This is a genomic window from Paenibacillus sp. PSB04, from assembly GCF_025809195.1.
Lineage (GTDB): Bacteria > Bacillota > Bacilli > Paenibacillales > Paenibacillaceae > Paenibacillus_AQ > Paenibacillus_AQ favisporus.
This window is the reverse complement of record NZ_CP081301.1, coordinates 5,989,163-6,011,671: the sequence shown is the minus strand read 5'-3', so window position 1 is coordinate 6,011,671 and position 22,509 is coordinate 5,989,163. Positions and strand designations below refer to the sequence as shown.

The following is a 22,509-nucleotide window of genomic DNA, read 5'->3' as shown; positions in this document are numbered from 1 at the left end:
GTAATCCGATAAAAACACCGATCCCCCTACGGCTCTTGATGCGCAGGGGGATCGGTGTACCATGTATTTCATCCGGTGATATAGGTGTTGGAATGCTTAATGATGACTTTTACGTTCACATCCTTAATATTTATTTTGGGAAGGATCGGCCCCCGGGAGTCGTATCGTTTCCAGCTATCATTGTGATGGCGGTATAACCACTCCTCAAGACCAAACAAGTCGATATTTTTATCTTTCGCATCGTTAAACTCCTTCATGATGTCCTTTTTCAGGATCGACTGGGCCTGCTGCTCCATCTGATGTTCTGACATCCCAGCCTCGGTACGCGTTTCTAATACAGTGGCATTGACCGTAAGGTTGATATTTATGTTTAAGCGTTCAGACGTATCTGGGTCCAACGAGATTTTCGTATGCGGCCCAGTCAAATTCAACGTGTTGTTCAGGCCGTATCTTTCGGGAATGCTGAACGGATATCTTAACATATGGCTGTACCGGATCAATCTGGCGCCCATCATGTCCTCCTCGGCGACCCATCCCTCATTCGCTCCTTTGTTGATGACATACACGCCTGTGAGCTCCATCATGGAGGGGGTTTTATCCTTTTGGTTGGCCATCCATTTCCGGTCCGTTACGGACAGAACGGGAAGCAGCACGCTGGTTGCAGGCTCCCGGATGCTGTTGACTAATTTTTGCAGCTGAATCGGCATGATCGCGGATCGCTGCTTATAGGTCTCCTTAGGCTCAAACATTTCCAGCATTAGAGGAGACTGGTTCAGCGTCGTATCTGCCATGAATATCGACTCGATCGGTTTATCGGTTCCGTACACCCAGGATGTATACCGCAGCTCTCTGGAACGCAGGAGGCTGTCGAAAATATCCTCCAGCTTTCCCAGCGCGGATTTCGTCATGACGATCGCTTTAACATGCGTCCACAGCGTATGGTGCTGGGCGGATCTGTAAATATCGTTGATAGCCAATAACACAGTGGGGCCTTCGCCGACCCCCACCCAGGTTGATGCAGGTTTGGAATCCCCGCTGCCTTCCTTTGTCCCGACAGCGGAGAAATCGGTCAGCTTGACGTATACGACATAATGGTCCTTTTTGTAATCGATGCCGAGCGCCGTCACGATATTCATATCTTGTACCGCCTTCAAGTCCCAGCAGCCGGTCAGCAGCAGGGAACAGAACAGAACAACGATGATGGCTTTCATTCGTTACTCTCCCTTGCGCGTATCGTCCTGCGTCCGCAGCACCCGCGGACGGTACTTGAACAGCTTGACCGGCTTTCGGAACAGTCCTTCCCAGAAATCCTTGGCGATAAAGGGGGAAGCGGGAGCCAGATAAGGAACACCGAAGTTTTCCAGCGTGGCCAAGTGAAGCAGGACGGAGAACATCGCGATAAAAAATCCGAACATGCCCAAGCAAGAAGAAAGCAGGAGAACATACAGCCTAATGATAGCCGTCGTCCCCGAAAGAATTTGATTGACCAGTGTAAAGGTGGCGATGATCGTCACGGCCACCGCCACAACCATCGTCGGAGACGTAACTCCTGCCCTGATGGCCGCATCGCCGACAATGAGACCCCCGACCACCGTTACGGTCTGGCCGACCGATTTGGGTAGGCGGGTGCCCGCTTCATGGAACACCTGGAACAGGAACAGCATCAAAAAGCATTCCAGGGGAATCGAGAACGGAAGCCCGATTCTGGAATTCATAATGGTTGCCAGCAGCGGAGTCGGAATCTGCTCGAGGTTGAAGGTGGTCAGCGCCACGTAGAATCCAGGCAGGAACATAGCAATAAAGAGGCCCGATACCCGCAAAAACCTTTGCACCGAGACGATGTGAAAGGGCATATTGGAGTCTTCCGGCGATTTGATCAGGCTGAAGAGCGTGATGGGCGCGATAATTCCCATGGGAGAACCGTCGAACATAATCACGAACCGGCCTGCCAAAAGGCTGGATGCCACATAATCCGGCCTGCCGACATAATCGGTGAGCGGAAACACGCTTTTAAGCTGCCCCTGAACGAGGTCTTCGATTTGTGTGGTGCCGATGATTGCGTCCCCGTTGAAACTTTGAATCTTCTTCCTGATTTCATCAACGATATCCGGGTTAATGATATCCCGGATGTACATCAACGCGATTTGTGTGTGGCCCCGCTCGGAAAGGACGAATTTTTCCACGCATAACGACTGGGTCCGAAGCCGCTTGCGGACAAGTGCGAGGTTCACGCTTAAATTTTCGGTAAATCCATCCTGGGGCCCCTTAATGGAAGATTCCGTGGATGACTCCTCCGGAGACCGGGAAGGGGTGCTGCTGACATTCAATTGGTAGAAGGCATTCATATGCTGGAAGTACAGGATCATCATTCCCTGAAACACCTGGGTATCGAGTTCGTACAGTACATTTTGGGTCTTCATTTCCTTCAGCGGCAGCGATTGATAGTCCCGGATGCTGTCTTTGCTGAAGAATCCTGTTTCCATGTACATCTGTTCCAGCCTAGGGAGCACGAACTGGTTGATTTGGACCTCGTCCGTCATGCCTTCACAATAAATCAGAAGGATGGACTGCTTCAGGTCTCCTTCCCCTACATAAAAGGGATGAAGGACCACATCGCCGCATGGCTCATAATACTTTTGGAGGAACGGGATATCGATATCTGCCAGGCTGACTTGAGGCTGCTCTGTACTAGTTGTCATGGTGTTCTTTTCCTTTCTTTCCGGATGAAATGAGAGCCAAAGCAAACAAGATGAGGATTAAAGCCCCCAGGAAGGCGGCAGAAAACGGGAAATAGAAACGTTTTAAAATTTTCAGGAAATTCGTATCGTTCAGTCCGGTCAGGCTTATAAGGAGAATCAAGCCAGCGACGGTAACGTATGCGCCAATTCGCGGCATCTTTTCTTTAATGTTCCAAACATCAACGATAAAATACAGGGCTAGTGAAATCCGGATGAAGGCTCCCGACAGCCATTGATAGATGGAGAAAAAGTCGGTCTGAGCGACATATCTTCCAATGGTAGCCACACGCCATTCCTCATACGCCGGATACATTTGCCTGGACGCCTCATACGGATCAAAGATCGTGATGGCGCCGATCAGCGGCCCCATGGTCAGCCCGGTCAGGGCCAAGGCAAGAACGTATAACTGCCAGGCTTTCGCGGTCTTCGCCAATTTTGGCTGGAGAAACAGGTACATGATTATTTCAAAGGAACCTGCACATGAATTGGCCAGTCCGGAAAATACAGGTCCCCAGCCTTTGGACAGAACCGGCAGCAGCTGGCTGTAATCCTTGGTTTGAAAATTGACCGTCATGATAAAAAATCCGAGTAGGACGACGAACGGCAGGAGAATCCCCGCGGAGATGGCAATGGGTTTAAATCCCATGATCGCGGCATATAGGCATAAAAGCAGCATAACTATGGTTGTTACAGATACCGGCGTTTCGGTCAAAAAGGTGATTTTGGCCCAAGTGGTCGTATCAAACAACGTATAGAAGCAAATCATGTATAAAAAAACGCTCATGATGATGCGCAGAAGAACGGCCGCTGCTAGGCCGTATTCTTGACTCAGCCATTCGTGGATGGAGCGGTTTCCCAATCGTTTGGATACGTAATACGTCATAGCGGTCACGGCCATCAGCGGCAGAATGGACAAGGTGACCGAGATCCACGCGTCTCTGCCTGAGCTCTGCAGCAGAAACGGAATGATAAACACATGGTTCATCATCCCGATGGACAGCAGGATCATCATGAAGCCTTGCGACAAGCGGGCTTTAAGTACTTTCATTCAGTTACCTCCAAGTAAGGCGTGGATCTAGATCCATTATTAACCGGGAGGTTCCCCGCAATACTTCCTATATTTAAAATGACACATGGCGCGAAGACCGACGATATATTAGAATAGATAGGTCTGTATATTTAGTTAGGCTTCTTATGAGGCGCGGATTCCCGATCCAGGGACCGTGCAAAGACAAGAAAGTTGAAAGTGAGAATTTGCCATGATGATTAATAACCGGATGACATTTGAAAATCTGTGCTTGCGGAATGAACCGCTTGCGAACCACTCGTCCTATCAGATCGGCGGAGAAGCGAATTTCTTCGCGATGCCTGAAACGGCCGAAGAGCTGATCACGCTGCTGCAGGGATGCAGAACCCATGGGCTGGACTATTTTTTCTGCGGGATGGGCTCTAATCTTTTGTTTCCCGACAATCCGCGCAAGGATACGCTGTACATTTCTTTGAAAAGGCTGGTCTATTGGGACATTACCCCGGACAAATGGTTTATTTCCTCGGGGACACCGATGTCCATGCTGTCGATCGCAGGCCTGATGTATAACATCCCGGGTTACGAGTTTACCTACTTGCTGCCGGGCGGCCTGGGGGCCGGCATTTACATGAACGCCAAGTACAACCACCGGCAGATCAGCGACATTATCAAAACGGTGTATTATGTGGACCTGGAGGATCCTTCCTTGTCCGTTCAATCGATTGACGTCAGCCAGTGCAAATATGGCTATAAGCAGTCCATATTCCAGATGAATCCGTGGCTCATTTTGGGTGCGGATATGCTGGCCGTACCGGAGCAATTGGATCCGCAGCAGGCAAACCGCCTGCTGAGCCGCTGGAAGGACAAAGAGGGGATGTCGTCCCTGTCTTCGTTCTATTCGTATATGGCTGAAGAGGCGAAGGCGCTCCAAAGCCGGGGAATCCATCTGCCTGCCCCGATGACCCAGATTGAGGAATACCGGAACGGCAAGCGCCATTTCGAGTATCCTTCCTGCGGATCCGTCTTTAAAAACAATTACGATTATGGCGTTCCTGTCGGTGCTTTGGTCGACCGGCTTGAATTGAAAGGGAAGGCATACGGCGGCGCCATGATTTCCCCTTTCCACGGGAACATGATCATCAACACGGATCATGCGACCGCCGAGGACATTAAATATTTGATGAATGTGATCATGGAAGGTGTCGACAAGGCGTTCGGCTTCGTTCCTGAGCCTGAGGTCGTCGTCGTCGAGTAGTCTGTTTCAAATCCGAATATGTGAACATTATGTGACCGTAACCCGCCTTCACCCGCGATTGGCGGGTTATTTGTGTCACGGTCGTGACCGAGGTGACAATCCATTTAAAAATCTTTAAATTAAGGTATTGTAATTGGACGAGGGTGTATGTATACTAAAAAAGTAAGTAAGTAACAAAAAGGAGGAAGATATAAAAATGTCTAAACAGTTTATTGATGCACTCAAGAACAGACGTTCCATATATGGAATCAGCAAGGAGCAGGTGATCTCCGACGAGAAAATTCAGGAGATCGTCAACGATGCGGTGAAATACACGCCGTCTTCTTTCAACTCGCAAAGCACACGCGTTGTCGTTCTGCTTGGCGAGCAGCATGACAAGCTGTGGAATGTAACGGAAAACGTGCTGAAAGCCGTTGTTCCGGCTGACAGCTTTGCACCGACTGCTGAGAAAATGGCTGCTTTCCGCGCCGGATACGGCACAATCCTGTTCTTCGAAGATTATGAAGTCATTGAAGGACTGCAAGCAAGCTTCCCTTCTTATGCAGACAACTTCCCGGTATGGTCCCACCATACTTCGGCGATGCACCAATTGGTCATCTGGACCGCGCTTGAAGCCGAAGGTCTTGGCGCCAGCCTGCAGCACTACAACCCGCTGATCGACCAGAAGGTTGCCGCAGAGTGGAACATTCCTGCGAGCTGGAAACTGATCGCCCAAATGCCTTTCGGCAAACCGACAGTTCAGCCGGGCGAGAAAGAATTCAAGCCGCTTGAAGACCGCGTTAAAGTATTCAAATAAGCAGTACGGAATTTTTATACTTAATCCAAGAGAAGCACCTCACGTCTTATGCGCGGGGTGCTTTTTTGCGTGTCATGCTATTCTTCAGCCGATTTGGAGCGTCCGCCGCCAAGCGTGCGAATCTGCTCCTCCATGATGCCGCTGACCTTGGCAGCAAAGTCAATGAGCAGCTCGATCTGCTCCGCCGTATACGAAGAGCCGAGCCGGACCACGGAATCGTGCAGCGGCTTGAAGGTCTCGCGAACTTCGTCCCTGGCAAAATAGTCGGGGACGATGATGACCCGGCGTCTGTCGGACGGGTCCTGTTCTCTCCGCACGTAACCCGCTTTCTCCAGACGGTCGATCAGGGCGGTGACGGTGCCGGTGGAGAGACCGGTAATTTTGGAGAGCTCTCCGGCCGTAATCGGACCGGTTTCCCACAATATATCTACGGATTTCAAATCGGTGTTGGATAAACCGAGGGAACTGGCGACATGCTGTTGGTACAGGACGGTCCTGGTTCCCAGTTTTCTCATTTGCGAAGCCAACCGTTCTTCAGGTGATGTGTTGCCCTCAGCATTTTGACTTGACAAAGGCAAGACCTCCTCTTAGAATCTGAATATCTTGATGATCGAGATACTTGAATTCCGAGATAATGACTTGGTTTCATTTTATCGGAAGGGACAATACATTGTAAAGGAGATAACCAATGGAAGCGACGAAAAGCAACATTAAAATGGTCGTAGCAGGGCTGCTGCTGGCCATTTTTATGTCTGCCATTGACAATACCATTGTCGCCACGGCCATGGGTACGATCGTATCCGATCTTGGGGGACTGGACAAATTCGTCTGGGTCACCTCGGCCTATATGGTGACGACGATGGCCGGCATGCCGATCTTCGGCAAGCTGTCGGACATGTACGGGAGGAAGCGTTTTTTCATTTTCGGCTTAACTGTGTTCTTGCTGGGATCCGCACTATGCGGGCTGGCTCAGACGATTGAACAGCTGAGCTTGTACCGGGCGATTCAGGGGATCGGGGGAGGCGCGCTCCTGCCGATCGCGTTTACGATTATTTTCGACATTTTTCCGCCGGAGAACCGGGGCAAAATGACCGGTCTGCTTGGAGCGGTGTTCGGCTCGGCCAGCGTGGTAGGACCGCTGCTCGGCGCGTATATCACCGAATACGCCGGGTGGGAGTGGGTATTCTACATCAACGTGCCGATCGGCATCGTGTCCCTGATTTTCATTTTGCGCAGTTACAAAGAGTCTCCATCCCATAACAAGCAAAAAATCGACTGGTGGGGCGCATCGACGCTCGTGATCGCCGTCATCAGCCTGATGTTCGCACTGGAGCTGGGCGGCAAGGAGTTCGCGTGGGACTCCGCACCGATTATTGCCCTGTTTGCCAGCTTTGCGGTATTCTTCATCATCTTCTTCTTCGTGGAGCTGAAAGCGAAGGAGCCGATATTGCCGTTCTTCCTGTTTAAACGCAGGCTGTTTGCGACATCGCAGCTGCTCGCGTTTTTGTACGGCGGAACCTTTATCATCATGACGGTATATATCCCGATCTTCGTGCAGGCGGTGTATGGCGGTTCGGCTACGAACGCCGGGTTGATCCTGACGCCGATGATGCTGGGATCGGTGGCCGGGAGCGCCATCGGCGGGATTTTCTCCACCAAGACAAGCTACCGGAACCTTATGATCATATCGGTCATTTTCTATTTGGGCGGCATGTATCTGCTCAGCACGCTGACCCCCGATACCGCCCGGATTTATCTGACGATCTTCATGATCATCGTCGGCTTCGGCATGGGCTTCTCGTTCTCGCTGCTGCCGACGGCATCCCAGCATAACCTGGAGCCTCGCTTCCGCGGTACCGCAAACTCGACCAACCAGTTTTTGCGGTCGCTCGGCATGACGATGGGGATCACGATTTTCGGCACCATTCAGAACAATTTGTTCACGAACCGGCTTGCCGAAAACTTCAAAGGCATGGGCGGCGGGGCCAATTCGGCCATGGCCAACGTCGGCAGTCCGCAGGAAATTTTCCAATCGGCCAACCGCGCCAAAATTCCGGCTGAAGTGCTCAACAACATCGTGGACGCCATGTCCCATTCCATTTCCCGCGTATTTCTGTTTGCGCTGATTCCGATCGCCATCGCCGCGGTCGTCGTGGCCAGCATGGGAAATGCCAGAGTCACCGTCGGCAAGGAACAAAAGGCCGCTTCGGCAAAACAGCAGAAAACGGTGTAAATCGGTTTGAAAAATGCAAGGGCTGTCCGTTTCCACGGGCAGCCCTTGCTGATTGAAGGCAAACTTTTAATTACAACACGAATGTGGACACTATTTTGATATAGGACAAGAGCGATATATTTTTTCAAGTATGCACAGGCAAAAAAACGCTAAATGTCGTACCTTGACCGGGTTCACTCACAACGCGGATGAACCCGCCGTGGGCCCGGACTAAATGATGAGCAATCGATAATCCGAGGCCCGTTCCGCCTGTGTGCCGCGAACGGGCCTTTTCCACACGATAAAAACGATCGAACAGATGAGCCAATTCATCGGCTGGAATACCGATACCGGAGTCTATCACCGAGACACATACATAAAGTGCATTCTGATCCCAAACTTGATTTTCAATGACAACCGAAACCTTTCCGCCTTCCGATGTGTAACGAACTGCATTCGTCAACAAATTGATGAACACCTGCGTCATTCGTCTCGCGTCTGCCATCACCGTTACCGGCCTTGTGTTTGAAGAGAAGCGCATTTCCAGCCCGTTCTCCTCAGCCTCCACGTTCATATCGTCCACGATTTGTTCAAGTCTTGCTGAGAGATCGAGCGGTTTGCAATCCAGCGCCAATCGACCCGCCTCAGCCAGCGACAAGACATGAAGATCTTCCACAAGCAGGCCTAAGCGGATCACTTCGTCATGGAGTCTAAGCAGCATTTCCGGGGGGACAGATTGACCGGCCTGCTGAGCATTTTCTAGCTTGAGCTGCATGATCGACAGCGGGGTCCGCAGCTCATGAGCGACATCCGCTACCAACCGCCTGCGGGCGTCCTCGGCTTCCCGGAGACGAAGCGTCATGTCATTGAATGTCCGGATGACTTTGCCGTATTCGTCCTTTGATTTTACAGGAACGTTCACGTGCAGATCTCCCTGCGCAACGCGTTCGATCGCGGCAACAAGCTTTCGAAGCGGGATCGTGAGCACCCCTGAAATCCATAAACTGGCGAACAGCCCGGTTGCGATGAAAAAGAACCAATTCCCAAGCTCGAACTTCCGCATTTTTCCTGAAACGTAAGTCTTCAAATGCTCAATTTGTTCCCCGGGCGGTGCGTTCAAATAAGCTGTACGGATTTCTTCCTTGCGATATTGATCGAACAAAGACTCCATATAAGCCTGCTTGGTAACGGCATGAACACCTCCGATAATAAAAACGAGCAGTCCCATGCAGACAAATATTTTTTGGCGAACCGTGAGCGTCATGGTTGTTCACCGAATCGGTAACCGAAACCGTAGACCGTTTGAATATAACGGGGATTGGCCGAATCGTCTCCCAGCTTGCGGCGAAGATTCCGGATGTGGGAATCCATCGTTCGCTCGTATCCCATATATTCATCCGCGAGGGCGGCTTTTAACAATTGCAGGCGGCTGAAAACCATTCCGGGACGCGCAGCCAATGTGAGCAAAATTTTGAATTCGGTCGGTGTCAGTTGGATCTCCTGGCCATCCTTGAACACCTGACATTTGGTCTCGGAAATGGTCAAGTTGTCTCTTTCAAGCAGTATTGGCTTGTCTTCAGGTCCACGCAAGCGGCGAAGCAATGCCCGGATACGCGAAGACAGCTCGCGCAAGCTGAACGGTTTCGTCAAATAATCGTCCGCACCGATTTCCAGACCGACGATTTTATCCGTTTCATCCGAACGGGCTGTGACCATAATAATGCCGCAATTCGAGGTTTGTCTGATTTCAAGGCACACGTCGATACCGCTTTTCTCCGGAAGCATCCAATCAAGCACAACGAGATCTGGTCGTTCAGACCGGGCGATCATGAGCGCTTCTTTCCCGGTACGGGCGGTCAATACTCGAAACCCTTCACGATGCAAATACGTCTGCATCTCCTCAAGCATGCCCGGTTCGTCCTCCACAAGCAACAACTTCGGTTCCATTCGAATCCCATCTTTCCAGTTTAGTCTGCTTCGAGTAGGTGAGCTCCATCACTTACCCCAAATTATACTGTGTTTTCACACGATCATGAATAAATCCATACAAAAGGAGGCGGATCTGCATAAGTTCTCGACATTTATTGTTTACACTGACTGTGCAATGCGAGCGATAAGCGCATAAGAACAAAAATCTTAAATTAACGAAGGCGAGGATTCAAAGATGAGTAATTTACCCGTAAACCGCAGTGAACCTGAAGCCCTGGATCGTATGGTGGAAGCAGCCGATCTTTCACCGCTCGCAGTTAGAACGCGTGTCGTGTACAAGGAAGTGGCGAAGAACGAATCAAAAACAAAAAGGAGCTATGGCCAATGAAAATAAAGATGGTGATGTTCGCTATATTTTGTGTTTTTCTACTTGTTCCATCAGTTGCTTCCGCTGCAGCGGCCAATGATAATGTCGGATACGGAGAAGCTACCCCTGGGCGAATCTGGGCTTCGTTAGATGCGATGTTAGGCTTGATCGGCGCGATCATCGGCGGGCTTTCTTTGGCTCGCTCCGCAGGTCGATTCGGCAAGGGCAGTGGGAGGCGCGGGGCCATCGTGTCCGGGGTGGTGGGGCTGATTGTTATAGTCTACGCCCTGCTGCATTTGACCATTTTTACCGGAGATTTCGGAACCGGCAGCGGGCGGGCCGGAGCCATCATTGCCATTGTAATGGGGTTGGTCGGCATCGTCCTTGCCGGGTTGACTTTGGCTCGATCTCGCCATTCGGGCTGATGCGTAATCGTTAAATACCTGATTTTGGCCGACCTGGACCGCTGCAAGCGGTCTATTTTTTATTTCTGATAGGAGCAAGAGGTTTTGCTGGATCCTGTTAAAGATCATCTGACTTGGGACGCTTGTTATCTGTTCGGATAAGGAAAAATTCGGATGAATTACCTCTTGACACAAGGGAACCTCGAGGATAATATAAAATTATCTTAATTGTTTAAGATAAATAATAAAATAAGATAATTAATCGATTGAGATTAATGTGGCAGCCCTCCACGATCTAAAGGAAGCGAGCCAGGATTTGTCTCGAAAGGGGAGAGAGCCTATCGTGATGAGCCGAATGGAATCGCGGGACCGTTTCGTTAAAATACAAGCAGATCGGGATTGGGTTGCAAAAAAGTCGAATGATGGAGGATGTTGAGGATGGATTATGGTTTACAGGGGAAAGTGGCTGTGATAACGGGAGGTTCGCGCGGAATTGGCAGAGCGGCTGCAAAGAAGTTCGCTGCGGAAGGAGCTCATGTCTACATCACCTATTTAAGCAACCGAAGCGAGGCGGACCGAACCATCAGCGATATTCAGTCGTCAGGAGGTTCTGGTCAGGCCGTCCAAATGTCCTTAAATGACGAGCAGAGCATTTACCGGGCCTTCAACCAAGTGAAGAAGGAGAGGGGGCGGTTGGATGTGCTCGTGAATAACGCCGTCTTTTGGGGAGAGGAAGCCGCGGTAGAGGCGAGCGCGAATGAAGCGTGGTTTTCCGTTATCGATCAGACCGTCAAGGGAACGTATATGACAACGAAAGCGGCCGTTCCGCTTATGAAGCAGGAGGGATGGGGACGATTGATTCATGTCTCTTCGAGTCTGGTATACACCGGGAAACCGAACGAAACCGCAAATCTGACGGCCAAAGCGGCTTTGCACGGATTCAGCCGTACCTTGGCGGCGGAGCTGGCTTCGGATGGTATTTACTCCAATGTTGTCATTCCTGAGCTCACGCTGTCGGAATGGGTCCCGCACGCATTCCCGCAGCCGATGCTTGAAGATTATGCCGAATCGTTTCCGACGCGAAGGCTGGGCACCCCAGATGACGTTGCGAATTTGATCATTTATTTGGGATCAACGGCGAACAGCTTTGTCAATGGAGAAGAAATCCGCGTTACAGGCGGTAAATAACATGGGCAGAGTGCAGATCCATAAGAAGGCTGCCTCCCATCCAAATGTTGTGTGGCCAGACGTCAGGATATTTACCGGTGGAAAGGAAAAAACGTAATGTTCGAAACGATTACAAGTATGATGTTAACCTACGCGGTGACGGCACTATGGTTGATCGTCGGAACGGCGGCCGCGGGGCTTCCTTACGTAAAAGGCATTTTTCAACGGAAGGTCTGGAGAACGTTATTGCTTTGGATCAGTTATATTGGCCTTGCATTAGCCTTGTTATGGTTCATTCTGATGATCAGCCAATGGGTTAGAAACGGCTGGTGGTTCGTTGAAGGCATCGTCAAGACGATTTTGCCCATCATGTTGATTGGCTACGTTCCCTTGGTCCTGTATACACTTCCCGTTTTAAGGAGACTGCGGGTTTCCACTGCGGACGTATCGTCTTCAGATTCGATGGTCACAACAACCGATCCGAGGCTGCTGATCCCGATCTATGCGGCCGCCCTTGCATCCGGCATTGCTGCCTTTCATACGATTTTCTCGCAGCCGACCCTTCCCGGCCTGCTGGAGACGGTGCTGATGATCACGCTATATCTCTTCGTTCTGGTTGTGCCATCCTATATCGTCATCAGAAGATATCAGGCGATCATGAAAGGTACATTTACCGTGGCTCCTTTATGGAAAAGGCTGTTGAAATTCGCCTTAGCGGGATTAACGACGGCCATTGTAGCGATCGGGGTGGTGGCCTTTCAGGCTTGGTCGGACTTTCACGCCTCGAAGCTTCCGGAAGCATCGGATATGATGAATCACCGCTGGCTGGACGAAGGAGGCGGCACGCCGACGATGATGACGGGTCATCAGAATCATGCTGACCATGCCAATATGGTGGAAGTAGCGAAACTGACGGGGGATATCTCCTCTCCTGCGGATATCCATTATGAGCTCGTTGCGCAGAAACGGGAAATGACGCTTGCGTCCGGTGCCAAGATCGAAGCTTGGACGTATAACGGCGAGGTCGCCCCCGAGCTGCGCGCAAGGCAAGGAGAGATGGTGGAAGTGAAGCTGATGAACCGGGATATCGACAAAGGAGTGACGATTCATTGGCATGGATACAACGTGCCGAACGCCATGGACGGCGTACCGGGCATGACCCAAAATGTCGTCAACCCGGGGGAATCGTTCACCTATAAGTTTCGAGCCGAGCAAGCAGGGACGTATTGGTTCCACTCTCACCAGCAGGCTGCAGAGCAAGTACGCAACGGCCTGTTCGGATCCTTTATCGTCGAACCATCAGAGGAGACGGCCAGCTACGATGAAGAGGTGACGCTCATTAATCATAATTGGAACACCGATCAGGGGGAGAAGACGGCTTTCAAGGACCAGGACCGTGTGCAAAAAATGCAGGTAAAGCCCGGAAAGACCGTATTATTAAGGCTCATTAACGCCAACAATCAATCCCAAAAGTACTTCCTCCAGGGGAGTGAATATAAGATCACGAGCATTGATGGCACTCCCATCCGGCAGCCGGATCGGTTATCGGATCAAACCGCATTCAGGCTTGCGGCGGGCGGGAGATACGATGTCACATTTACGATGCCGAATCATCCCGTACTGCTCAAATTAGGCGATTCCAGGGATATGGAGGGACCGAGCGTCGTTTTTTATGGGAATTTACCGCCGGACCCAATAAGCTTTAAAGCGGAATCGAGCTTGTTTGACCCGTCTCAATACGGGAAACCGGCAGATTCAGAACTGACATCCGTGACCAGGTTCGATCGGGAATTTAGGATGGTATTGGGAAACAGGCTTGGATTCTATAACGGGAAGATGAATTATCTTTGGACCATTAATGGAGAAGTGTATCCCCATACGCCTACTTTGGTTGTCAAAGAAGGAGAGAAAATCAAAACGACGTTCATCAACAAAAGTCTCTCGGAGCATCCGATGCACCTCCACGGACATCAGATGACGGTTTTGAAGAAAAACGGCAAAAGAGTTCAAACGCCGTGGGTGACCGATACATTGAACGTTAATCCGGACGAAATGTATGAAGTGGCCTTTATAGCCGACAACCCGGGCATGTGGATGGATCACTGCCATATTTTAGACCACGCGGCTGTCGGGATGACCCTGCATCTGATGTATGACCATGTCATGCCCTCCTTTGAAGCGGGAGTGAGATCGGGAAATATGCCGGAATAAACCAATCGAAGGGAAAGATGATGAATGGAAAACCAAGCGAAAGATATTCAATTGATGAAGGAACTGTTTATGTCGTTGAGCGAGGCATGGAACAAGGGGGATGGAGCGGCTTACGGCGATTGCTTTACGGATGACGCAGATTACGTGACATTTATGGGCCAGCACTTGAAAGGGAAAAAGGAGATTGCGGAGGTTCATCACATGCTGTTCCAGGGCCCGCTCAAAGGCACAACATTGGATTCCACGCTTACGGATGAAGTGCGGCCGCGTTTTTTAACGCCGGACGTAGCGATTGTTCACGGGATCGGCGAGGTCAAATTGCCTAATCCAGCGCAGGACCCTAACGATAGAGGCTCAATAAATACGAATGTGGTGATCAGACAAGATGGGGGATGGAAAATAGCGGCATTCCAAAACAGCCGGATCCAATCGATGCCAGGCATTAATTAAGCAGGCTTACCATACCGCCTGTGATGGGGCCAACCAAAGAAATGCAATAACGAAAAAAATGCTCTCCTTATCATATAGGGGAGCATTTTAATTAGCGAATCTTTAAACTATTGTATTCAACATTTGAGATGCTGTGTGATGAATAGTGCAGCACGGTCCAGGGCTTGATCGGCTTCTTCAAGCATACCTGTGAACGCCTGGAACACATGCGGGACGTCGGCGGTAACGTCAAGGATGACATCAACGCCTGCTGCACGTGCACGATCGGCTAACTGCGTGGAATCGTCAAGAAGCAGCTCGTTGGTTCCGGCCTGCAGCAGGATCGGTGGGAATCCGGTAAGATCGGCGAACCTGGCGGGGCTTACGAGTTCATGATTCGGATCCTGTCCTGCGAGGTACATCTCGTCCGTCAATGCAAAGCCCTCACGGGTGAAGAACGGATCGAACCCCATTTTGCTATCCATACTTGCTCCGGAATGCGTCTTATCGAGCCCCGGCGAGAACGTAACGACCGCTGCTGGCATCGGCAGGCCTGCGTCCCGTGCCATCAGGCAAGTCGAGACAGCAATACCGCCGCCGGCGGAGTCGCCGGCAAACGCAATAGACGACGCCTGGGCTCCATTGTCCAGAAGCTCACGATAGGCTGCGAGAGCATCCTCAAGAGCCGCAGGGAACGGATGCTCCGGGGCGAGGCGATAATCGAGTGAGACGGACCGGATACCGGTCTTGTCGACCAGGCTCGCGGTAAGGGACATAGCCGTGTAGGGGGAGCCCACAATATACGAGCCGCCATGGAAATAAAGAATGATTCCTGGCCGGGTATCCTGTGCAGGGTCAACGATTACACCGGGTCGATTACCAATGGTTGTCGGCGTGGTCCGCACGCCCGCAGGTACTAACATCGTTGCCATCATGGCAGCGAAGTTCGCGCGCATCTCCTCGACGGTTTGCGGCTTGGCGGGGTTAGGACGCCGCAGCATTTCATCCAATTTGTTACGTTGTTCTCTAGACATATGAATAATCTCCTTCTCTTTTTTTATATCGCTTTCTACCGTCAATCTCTCCCAACGATCCGGCGTATTCATAGTGTATAATATGAATGTGACAGAACTTGTCACTATAATCTTTTGGGGGTAAATATGATGGGGAAGTCAAGGCGCCTGATTGAATTGATGATGGCGGTAAATCGAAAGCGGAAATTCACCGTCAAAGAGCTTGCCGAAGAATTTGGTGTGTCTACCCGAACCATGCTGCGCGATTTGCAGGAGCTGAGTGGAATGGGAGTGCCTTTATACTCTCAAGTTGGAGCGGGAGGCGGATACCATGTTCTGACTGAGCGAAGCCTCCCACCGATCTCATTTACGGAAAATGAGGCATTCTCCATATTTTTTGCTTCCCATGCCCTTCGACACTTCAGCTCGCTGCCTTTCGAGGCATCTGCAAAATCCGCACTTCGAAAATTTTACAGGTACTTACCGGAAGATGTGAAAAGTCAGATCGACGAGATGCGAAACCGAATTGACTTCTTTACGCATACACGCCCGGAACAAGCTGGCTGCCTTGAGTTATTGCTCCAAGCGTCCATTAGAAGGTTGCCCGTAACAATCAATTATGGAATTCGAAAGAATGGTACCCATGAAAGAACGATTCAACCCATCGGTATATATGCCCATGAAGGATATTGGTTTTGCCCAGCTTACTGCTATTTGCGACAAGCTTTCCGATTATTCCGGGTAGACCGGATAGGGTCAGCTGTTTTGGCAGATGCCGAAGCGTCAACGCCTACAGTGGATGTTTCAGAGGTGGATTTAACGAACTGGGGGCCTCATTTCTACAGCACATTGGAAAGCATAGATGTTCAAGTGAAACTAACGGCAAAAGGGATTGAGTTATTCCGAGAAAAGAGCTGGATTTTCCCTTGGGGAGAAGTACATCGTTCCAATGACGGCACAGGCATACTGGAAATGGGGATATTCCCGTCGGAAATACCATTCTTTGCTGATTATTTTTTTTCGTTTGGTGCTGAAGCGGTCGTGATCCAACCGGAAGAACTAAGAGAAGCTGTCAGAACGAAGCTGGTCCGTGCTCTCGAAGAATACAACGTTCCACAATCCTAGTCTTCCGATTTCAATTTTATTGGGGTGGATGTAGATTTCTCTCTCGAGTTAGCTGCTGAGAACAAGTGTCCTATGCAAAAGTAACTTGATACCTTCACGGCCGTCCAGCGATTTGGGCGGCTTTTTGTGTGTTCGCTAATGTGCTTTCGTTAAAGTGTAATTTTTAACTTTTAACTGGCAGAAAAATGACAGATTTTAATCGGCATAGTAGAATAATAGAGAAATCATGTTTACCAGCAATGAACGGTGTAAAATTATGTCGAGAGAGGGATTTGACCATGTCGGATCAGCATTTGAAACCGGATTCGCAAGAGAGCCAGGTTCAGTCCAAGGAACTGCTCGATGCGCTGATGGCTTTTAAAAAGGGAGATTTTACATACCGCATGCCATACGATCAGACGGGCATCGCCGGAAAAATCGCAGACACCTTTAATGAGATCATGGAAATGCAGGAGAGCCTTGTGTCCGAAATCGATACCGTTGCCAGGGTTGTCGGTAAAGAAGGCAAGCTGTCGCGCAGGTTTTCCCATAAAAATACCGGCGGGTCTTGGGAGGCGGCCGTAGAGTCGTTAAACGGTCTTGTCAGTGACCTGATCCAGCCGACCAGCGAGATGGTGCGCGTGATCAACGCGGTTGCCCAGGGTGATTTGCGGCAAAAGGTGGATCTGGAGTTTGAAGGGCGGCCGCTGACAGGCGAGTTCAAAAAATCGGCCAACAACATCAACAAGATGGTCAACCAGCTGAGCAAGTTTGCTTCCGAAGTGACCCGCGTAGCCAAAGAGGTGGGGACCGAAGGCATTTTGGGCGGTCAAGCCGATGTTGAAGGCGTCTCGGGGACATGGAAGGATCTGACCGACAGCGTGAATGGCATGGCGGCCAATCTGACGAGCCAGGTCCGCAGCATCGCCGAAGTGACTACGGCAGTGGCCAAGGGCGATCTCACCAAGCAGATCACGGTCAATGCCAGCGGCGAAATTTTGGAATTGAAAAATACGATTAATACGATGGTGGAGCAGCTGTCGACCTTTGCGTCCGAGGTCACCCGTATGGCCCGCGAGGTCGGCACGGAAGGAAAGCTCGGCGGGCAGGCGAACGTCAAGGGCGTGTCCGGCACGTGGAGAGATTTGACGGAGAGCGTCAACGACATGGCAACGAATTTGACGGATCAGGTCCGCAATATTGCGGTTGTTACGACGGCTGTTGCCAACGGGGATTTATCGAAAAAAATTACGGCCAACGTTCAGGGTGAAATCCTGGAACTTAAAAATACGATCAATACGATGGTGGACCAGCTGTCCATGTTCGCTTCCGAAGTGACGAAAATCGCCCGCGAAGTCGGCACGGAGGGCATATTGGGCGGACAGGCGGAGGTCAGCGGCGTAGCGGGAACATGGCGTGACTTGACCGAAAGCGTCAACTCCATGGCCAGCAATCTGACCAATCAGGTCCGCAACATCGCCGAAGTGACGACAGCGGTGGCGAAGGGTGACCTGTCCAAGCACATTACGGTTAACGCCAAGGGCGAAATTCTTGAGCTGAAAAATACGATCAACACGATGGTGGATCAGCTCAGCACGTTTGCGTCCGAAGTTACCCGCGTGGCCCGCGAGGTCGGAACGCTCGGCATGCTCGGCGGTCAGGCGCAGGTGAAGGGCGTGGCCGGCACGTGGCGCGATTTGACCGAGAACGTCAACTACATGGCCTCGAACTTGACGAATCAGGTGCGCAATATCGCCGTCGTGACGACGGCGGTGGCGAACGGGGACCTGTCGAAGAAGATTACCGCGGACGTGCAGGGCGAAATCCTTGAGCTGAAAAACACGATCAACACGATGGTGGATCAGCTCAGCACGTTTGCGTCCGAGGTCACCCGCGTCGCCCGCGAGGTCGGCACGGAAGGGAAGCTCGGCGGACAAGCCGAGGTCCGGGGCGTCGGCGGCACGTGGAAGGATTTGACCGAAGGCGTCAACAACATGGCCCGCAACCTGACGAACCAGGTGCGGAACATCGCCGAAGTGACGACGGCGGTAGCGAAGGGCGATTTGTCCAAGAAGATTACAGTCGACGTCAAGGGCGAACTGCTTGAGCTGAAAAACACGATGAACACGATGGTGGACCAGCTCAGCAATTTCGCGTCGGAAGTAACGCGGGTGGCCAGCGAGGTCGGAACAGAAGGCAAGCTCGGCGCCCAGGCGAACGTCAAGGATGTGTCGGGTACCTGGAAGGACTTGACCGATACGGTGAATAACATGACGCGCAACCTGACGATCCAGATGCGGAACATTGCCGGTGTGACCACAGCAGTCGCCAACGGGGATCTGTCCAAAAAAATTACGGTCGACGTCAGCGGCGAGCTGCTGGAGCTGAAAAATACAGTCAATACGATGGTGGACCAGCTGAACTCGTTTGCCTCCGAGGTCACGCGCGTCGCCCGCGAAGTCGGAACGGACGGCAAGCTGGGCGGACAGGCACAGGTGAGCGGGGTCGGCGGCATCTGGAAGGATTTGACCGACAACGTTAACATTATGGCGAACAATCTGACGGATCAGGTCCGCGGCATCGCCAAGGTCGTGACCGCCGTGGCGAACGGTAACTTGAAGCAGAAGCTGAACGTGGATGCGAAGGGCGAAATTGCCGAATTGGCCGATACGATCAACAATATGACCGAGACGCTGGATACGTTCGCCGATCAGGTCATTACCGTCGCCCGTGAGGTCGGCGCAGAAGGAAAGCTGGGCGGTCAGGCCAGCGTTCCGGGAGCCGCCGGCACCTGGCGGGATTTGACCGACAATGTCAACTATATGGCGAGCACATTGACCACGCAGGTCCGTGCAATCACCAATGTGGCCACGGCGGTTGCCAAAGGGGATCTGTCACGGACGATCGATGTCGCAGCGGCCGGCGAGGTTGCCGCGCTGAAGGACAATGTGAACGAAATGATCCGGAACTTGAAAGAGACGACCCGCATCAATACCGAGCAGGACTGGCTGAAGACCAATCTCGCCAAGTTTTCGAGATTGCTGCAGGGACAGCGCGACCTGTATGCCATCAGCCGCATGATTCTGTCGGAGCTGGCGCCGCTCGTGTCGATTCAGCATGGCGTCTTCTATATCAACGAGCCGGAGAACGACGAACCGGTGCTGACGCTGTTTGCCAGCTACGCCTACCAGAACCGGAAGCATCTGTCGAACCGCTTCCGTGCCGGCGAAGGGCTGGTCGGCCAGTGCCTCGTGGAGAAGCAGCGTATCCTGCTGACGAATGTGCCGCATGATTATGTCATGATATCTTCGGGACTCGGCGAAGCCGTGCCGCTTAATATCGTGCTGCTGCCGATTATATTCGAGGAGCATGTGCTTGGCGTGCTGGAGCTGGCGTCCTTCCGGGCGTTTACCGAGATCGATCTGGCTTTCCTGGATCAGCTGACCGAATCGATCGGCATCGTCGTGAACACGATGCAGGCCAACCGCCGGACAGAGGAGCTGCTCATGCAGTCGCAGTCCCTGACGGAAGAGCTGCAGAAGCAGCAGATGGAGCTTCAGCATACGAATGAGGAGCTGGAGGACAAGGCGAAGCTGCTCGTCCTGCAAAAGGCCGAGGTCGAGAGCAAAAACCAGGAGGTCGAGGTTGCGAAGCAGTTCCTCGAGGAGAAGGCGGAGCAGCTTGCGTTGACCTCACGCTACAAATCGGAGTTTTTGGCCAATATGTCGCATGAATTAAGAACGCCGCTCAATTCCCTCCTCCTTCTTGCAGAACAGCTTGCGGATAACCCGGATCAGAACTTGACCGAACATCAGGTCAAATTCGCCAAAACGATCCAGGATTCAGGGCTGGAGCTGCTGAACTTGATCAATGAAATTTTGGATCTGTCCAAAATTGAATCGGGCACCGTAACGCCGGACTTCAGCGAAGTGTCCCTCAAAGCATTGACGGACAGCCTCGACCGGTCGTTCCGCCCGATGGTGGATAACAGCCTGCTCGAGTTCAGCATCAAGGTGGATCCGAACGTGCCGGATACGGTGGTTACCGATCAGAAGCGGCTGCAGCAGGTGCTCAAAAACCTCCTGTCGAACGCCTTTAAGTTCACGGAGAAGGGCCAGGTTACTTTGGCCCTGCGGCGGGCCAGCGAAGGCTGGAGCAGGGATAACGAATCGCTGAACCAAGCGCCGAACGTGCTGTGCTTCTCGGTCAGCGACACCGGAATCGGCATTCCGGAGGACAAGCAGCAGATCATTTTCGAAGCGTTCCAGCAGGCGGACGGCAGCACGAACCGGGTGTACGGCGGCACGGGGCTCGGATTGGCCATTTCCCGTGAGATCGCCCAATTGCTTGGCGGGGAACTGACGCTGTACAGCGTCGTCGGCAAAGGCAGCATTTTCAATCTCTACCTGCCGGTCGACACGGAAATGGGGCCGCAGGAGGAAACGCCGAAATACGTGCCGGAAATCATCGACGTCACGCCGCCGGAGCAGAAGCTGACCTTCAGCCGCAAGGCGGATGACGTGAACGACGACCGGGAGCGGATCGAGCCGGGAGATCGCGTCTTTCTCATCATTGAAGACGACGTGAAGTTTAACGAAATCCTGCTGGAACTGCTGCACCGGAAGAATATCAAGGCGGTCATCACGACAAAAGGATCCGGCGCACTCGAGCTGGCGAGAAAATACCAGCCGGAGGCGATTACGCTCGATCTGCGCCTCGGCGATATGGACGGTTGGATGGTCATTGAGCACTTGAAGAACGACTTGGCAACCCGGCATATTCCGGTCTGCGTCATCACCGTCGAAGAGGATGAAGTTGAACTGCTCCGCAAGGGAGTCTATGAGTATGTCTGCAAGCCGGTCACCAACGAAGACCTCGAGAAGGCGCTGGATCAGCTGAGCCGGTTTGCCGCTGAACATAGCCGCAGCCTGCTGCTGGCCGCAACGGAAGATGAGCGCTGCCAGGAATGGGCGGCTCTTCTGGGCAGCGAGGACGTGCGGATCGTCATGGCGCAGACCGCCCGGGAAGCGCTCGAGACCTTGAAGAATGAGCATTTTGATTGCGTGCTCGCGGATAACGATTTGGAGGATATGAACGTCCTGCAGTTCGTCCGGGAAATGCAGAAAAATCCAAAAAACAAGCACATGCCATTGGTCTTGAACCGGAGCGTCAAATGGAACCATGAGCAGGAAGAGGAACTGGAAGAGCTGACCAAATCCGCGGTCATCAAAGAGGTCAAGACGACCGCCCAGATGATCGACGAGACGAGCCTGTTCCTGCACCGCAAGCTGGATGACCTGCCAGAACAGGCGGGAGAGCTCGTGCGCAAGCTGTATCAATCCGACGAGATGATTCAGTATAAAAAGGTTCTGGTAGTGGACGACGACATCCGCAACATTTTTGCCTTGACTACCATCCTGGAGCGTCATCAGATGATGGTCGTTCCTGCTGAAAACGGACACGAGGCCATTCAAATTCTGGAGCAGACGCCGGATATCGAGATCGTGCTGATGGACATCATGATGCCGGTTATGGACGGCTACGAAACGACGCGGGCGATCCGCAGCAAGCCGCAGTTCAAGGATCTCCCGATCATTGCTCTGACCGCCAAGGCGATGAAAGGCGACCGGGAGGAATGCCTGGAAGCCGGAGCATCCGACTACATTACCAAGCCGGTGAACAGCGCGCAGCTGTTGTCGATGATCCGCAGCTGGCTCGGAACGACGGCACCTGAGGAGGATGCCGGGCCGGACCAGGAGGAGTAGAAGGAACGGACATTTTAGAGATGTTTCCCGCTATTTGTGGTGGGAGGCATCTCTTTTTCTATTCTCGGCAATGTCCCTATCACAATAAGCCC

General features: G+C 52.1%; 16 protein-coding genes. 9 read left to right on the top strand and 7 right to left on the bottom strand.

Annotated features, from left to right (window positions below; genetic code table 11):
• Positions 1-68 precede the first annotated feature (68 nt).
• Genes K2F33_RS27595 through K2F33_RS27585 form a run of 3 tightly spaced genes read right to left on the bottom strand, consistent with a single transcriptional unit; the run spans position 69 to position 3,786 of the window.
• On the bottom strand, positions 69-1,211 hold the full coding sequence (locus K2F33_RS27595) for a Ger(x)C family spore germination protein (protein WP_263880115.1): 1,143 nt from the start codon (positions 1,209-1,211) through the stop codon (positions 69-71).
• A gap of 3 nt (positions 1,212-1,214) precedes the next feature.
• Complete coding sequence (locus tag K2F33_RS27590; RefSeq protein WP_076167591.1) at positions 1,215-2,699, bottom strand: spore germination protein; 1,485 nt, start codon at positions 2,697-2,699, stop codon at positions 1,215-1,217.
• Entirely contained in the window at positions 2,689-3,786 is a 1,098-nt protein-coding gene (locus tag K2F33_RS27585; protein ID WP_263880110.1) for a GerAB/ArcD/ProY family transporter, read from the bottom strand. Before K2F33_RS27585 ends, K2F33_RS27590 begins: the two co-directional genes overlap by 11 nt.
• A 211-nt stretch (positions 3,787-3,997) precedes the next feature.
• Between K2F33_RS27585 and K2F33_RS27580 the strand changes: the two genes are divergently transcribed.
• Both K2F33_RS27580 and K2F33_RS27575 read left to right on the top strand, forming a co-directional pair.
• Complete coding sequence (locus K2F33_RS27580) at positions 3,998-5,020, top strand: UDP-N-acetylmuramate dehydrogenase (RefSeq protein WP_263880107.1); 1,023 nt, start codon at positions 3,998-4,000, stop codon at positions 5,018-5,020.
• Positions 5,021-5,216: 196 nt separating this feature from the next.
• On the top strand, positions 5,217-5,816 hold the full coding sequence (locus K2F33_RS27575; protein WP_076167585.1) for a nitroreductase family protein: 600 nt from the start codon (positions 5,217-5,219) through the stop codon (positions 5,814-5,816).
• Between the two features lie 77 nt (positions 5,817-5,893).
• On the opposite strand, the gene K2F33_RS27570 is transcribed toward K2F33_RS27575, so the two are convergent.
• Positions 5,894-6,331, bottom strand: coding sequence for a MarR family winged helix-turn-helix transcriptional regulator (locus K2F33_RS27570; RefSeq protein ID WP_412974023.1), 438 nt, complete (start codon positions 6,329-6,331; stop codon positions 5,894-5,896).
• Between the two features lie 173 nt (positions 6,332-6,504).
• On the opposite strand from K2F33_RS27570, the gene K2F33_RS27565 reads away from it, so the two are divergent.
• Complete coding sequence (locus K2F33_RS27565; protein WP_263880101.1) at positions 6,505-8,049, top strand: MDR family MFS transporter; 1,545 nt, start codon at positions 6,505-6,507, stop codon at positions 8,047-8,049.
• A gap of 124 nt (positions 8,050-8,173) precedes the next feature.
• Here the strand turns inward: K2F33_RS27565 and K2F33_RS27560 are convergent, their stop codons facing one another.
• Entirely contained in the window at positions 8,174-9,292 is a 1,119-nt protein-coding gene (locus K2F33_RS27560) for a sensor histidine kinase (protein ID WP_263880099.1), read from the bottom strand.
• Positions 9,289-9,975, bottom strand: coding sequence for a response regulator transcription factor (locus K2F33_RS27555; RefSeq protein WP_076167574.1), 687 nt, complete (start codon positions 9,973-9,975; stop codon positions 9,289-9,291). Before K2F33_RS27555 ends, K2F33_RS27560 begins: the two co-directional genes overlap by 4 nt.
• Before the next feature lie 366 nt (positions 9,976-10,341).
• Between K2F33_RS27555 and K2F33_RS27550 the strand changes: the two genes are divergently transcribed.
• From K2F33_RS27550 to K2F33_RS27535, 4 genes are all read left to right on the top strand, one after another.
• A complete protein-coding gene (locus K2F33_RS27550) occupies positions 10,342-10,749 on the top strand; it encodes a DUF6223 family protein (RefSeq protein WP_263880096.1) in 408 nt (135 codons plus the stop codon).
• A 417-nt stretch (positions 10,750-11,166) separates the two neighbouring features.
• A complete protein-coding gene (locus K2F33_RS27545; protein WP_263880095.1) occupies positions 11,167-11,916 on the top strand; it encodes an SDR family NAD(P)-dependent oxidoreductase in 750 nt (249 codons plus the stop codon).
• A 96-nt stretch (positions 11,917-12,012) separates the two neighbouring features.
• Positions 12,013-14,106 carry a multicopper oxidase domain-containing protein gene (locus K2F33_RS27540; RefSeq protein ID WP_263880093.1) on the top strand — a complete coding sequence of 698 codons (2,094 nt, stop codon included), beginning with the start codon at positions 12,013-12,015 and terminating at the stop codon, positions 14,104-14,106.
• 24 nt (positions 14,107-14,130) lie between these two features.
• A complete protein-coding gene (locus K2F33_RS27535; protein WP_263880090.1) occupies positions 14,131-14,556 on the top strand; it encodes an SgcJ/EcaC family oxidoreductase in 426 nt (141 codons plus the stop codon).
• A gap of 116 nt (positions 14,557-14,672) precedes the next feature.
• On the opposite strand, the gene K2F33_RS27530 is transcribed toward K2F33_RS27535, so the two are convergent.
• Complete coding sequence (locus tag K2F33_RS27530) at positions 14,673-15,458, bottom strand: alpha/beta hydrolase (RefSeq protein ID WP_263880088.1); 786 nt, start codon at positions 15,456-15,458, stop codon at positions 14,673-14,675.
• A gap of 237 nt (positions 15,459-15,695) precedes the next feature.
• Here K2F33_RS27530 and K2F33_RS27525 point away from each other — a divergent pair, with 237 nt between their 5' ends.
• Both K2F33_RS27525 and K2F33_RS27520 read left to right on the top strand, forming a co-directional pair.
• The gene (locus tag K2F33_RS27525; RefSeq protein ID WP_318671401.1) at positions 15,696-16,673 is read left to right on the top strand and encodes a helix-turn-helix transcriptional regulator; all 978 of its coding nucleotides are present in this window, start codon (positions 15,696-15,698) and stop codon (positions 16,671-16,673) included.
• Positions 16,674-16,951: 278 nt separating this feature from the next.
• On the top strand, positions 16,952-22,417 hold the full coding sequence (locus K2F33_RS27520; RefSeq protein WP_263880086.1) for a HAMP domain-containing protein: 5,466 nt from the start codon (positions 16,952-16,954) through the stop codon (positions 22,415-22,417).
• Positions 22,418-22,509: the final 92 nt, after the last annotated feature.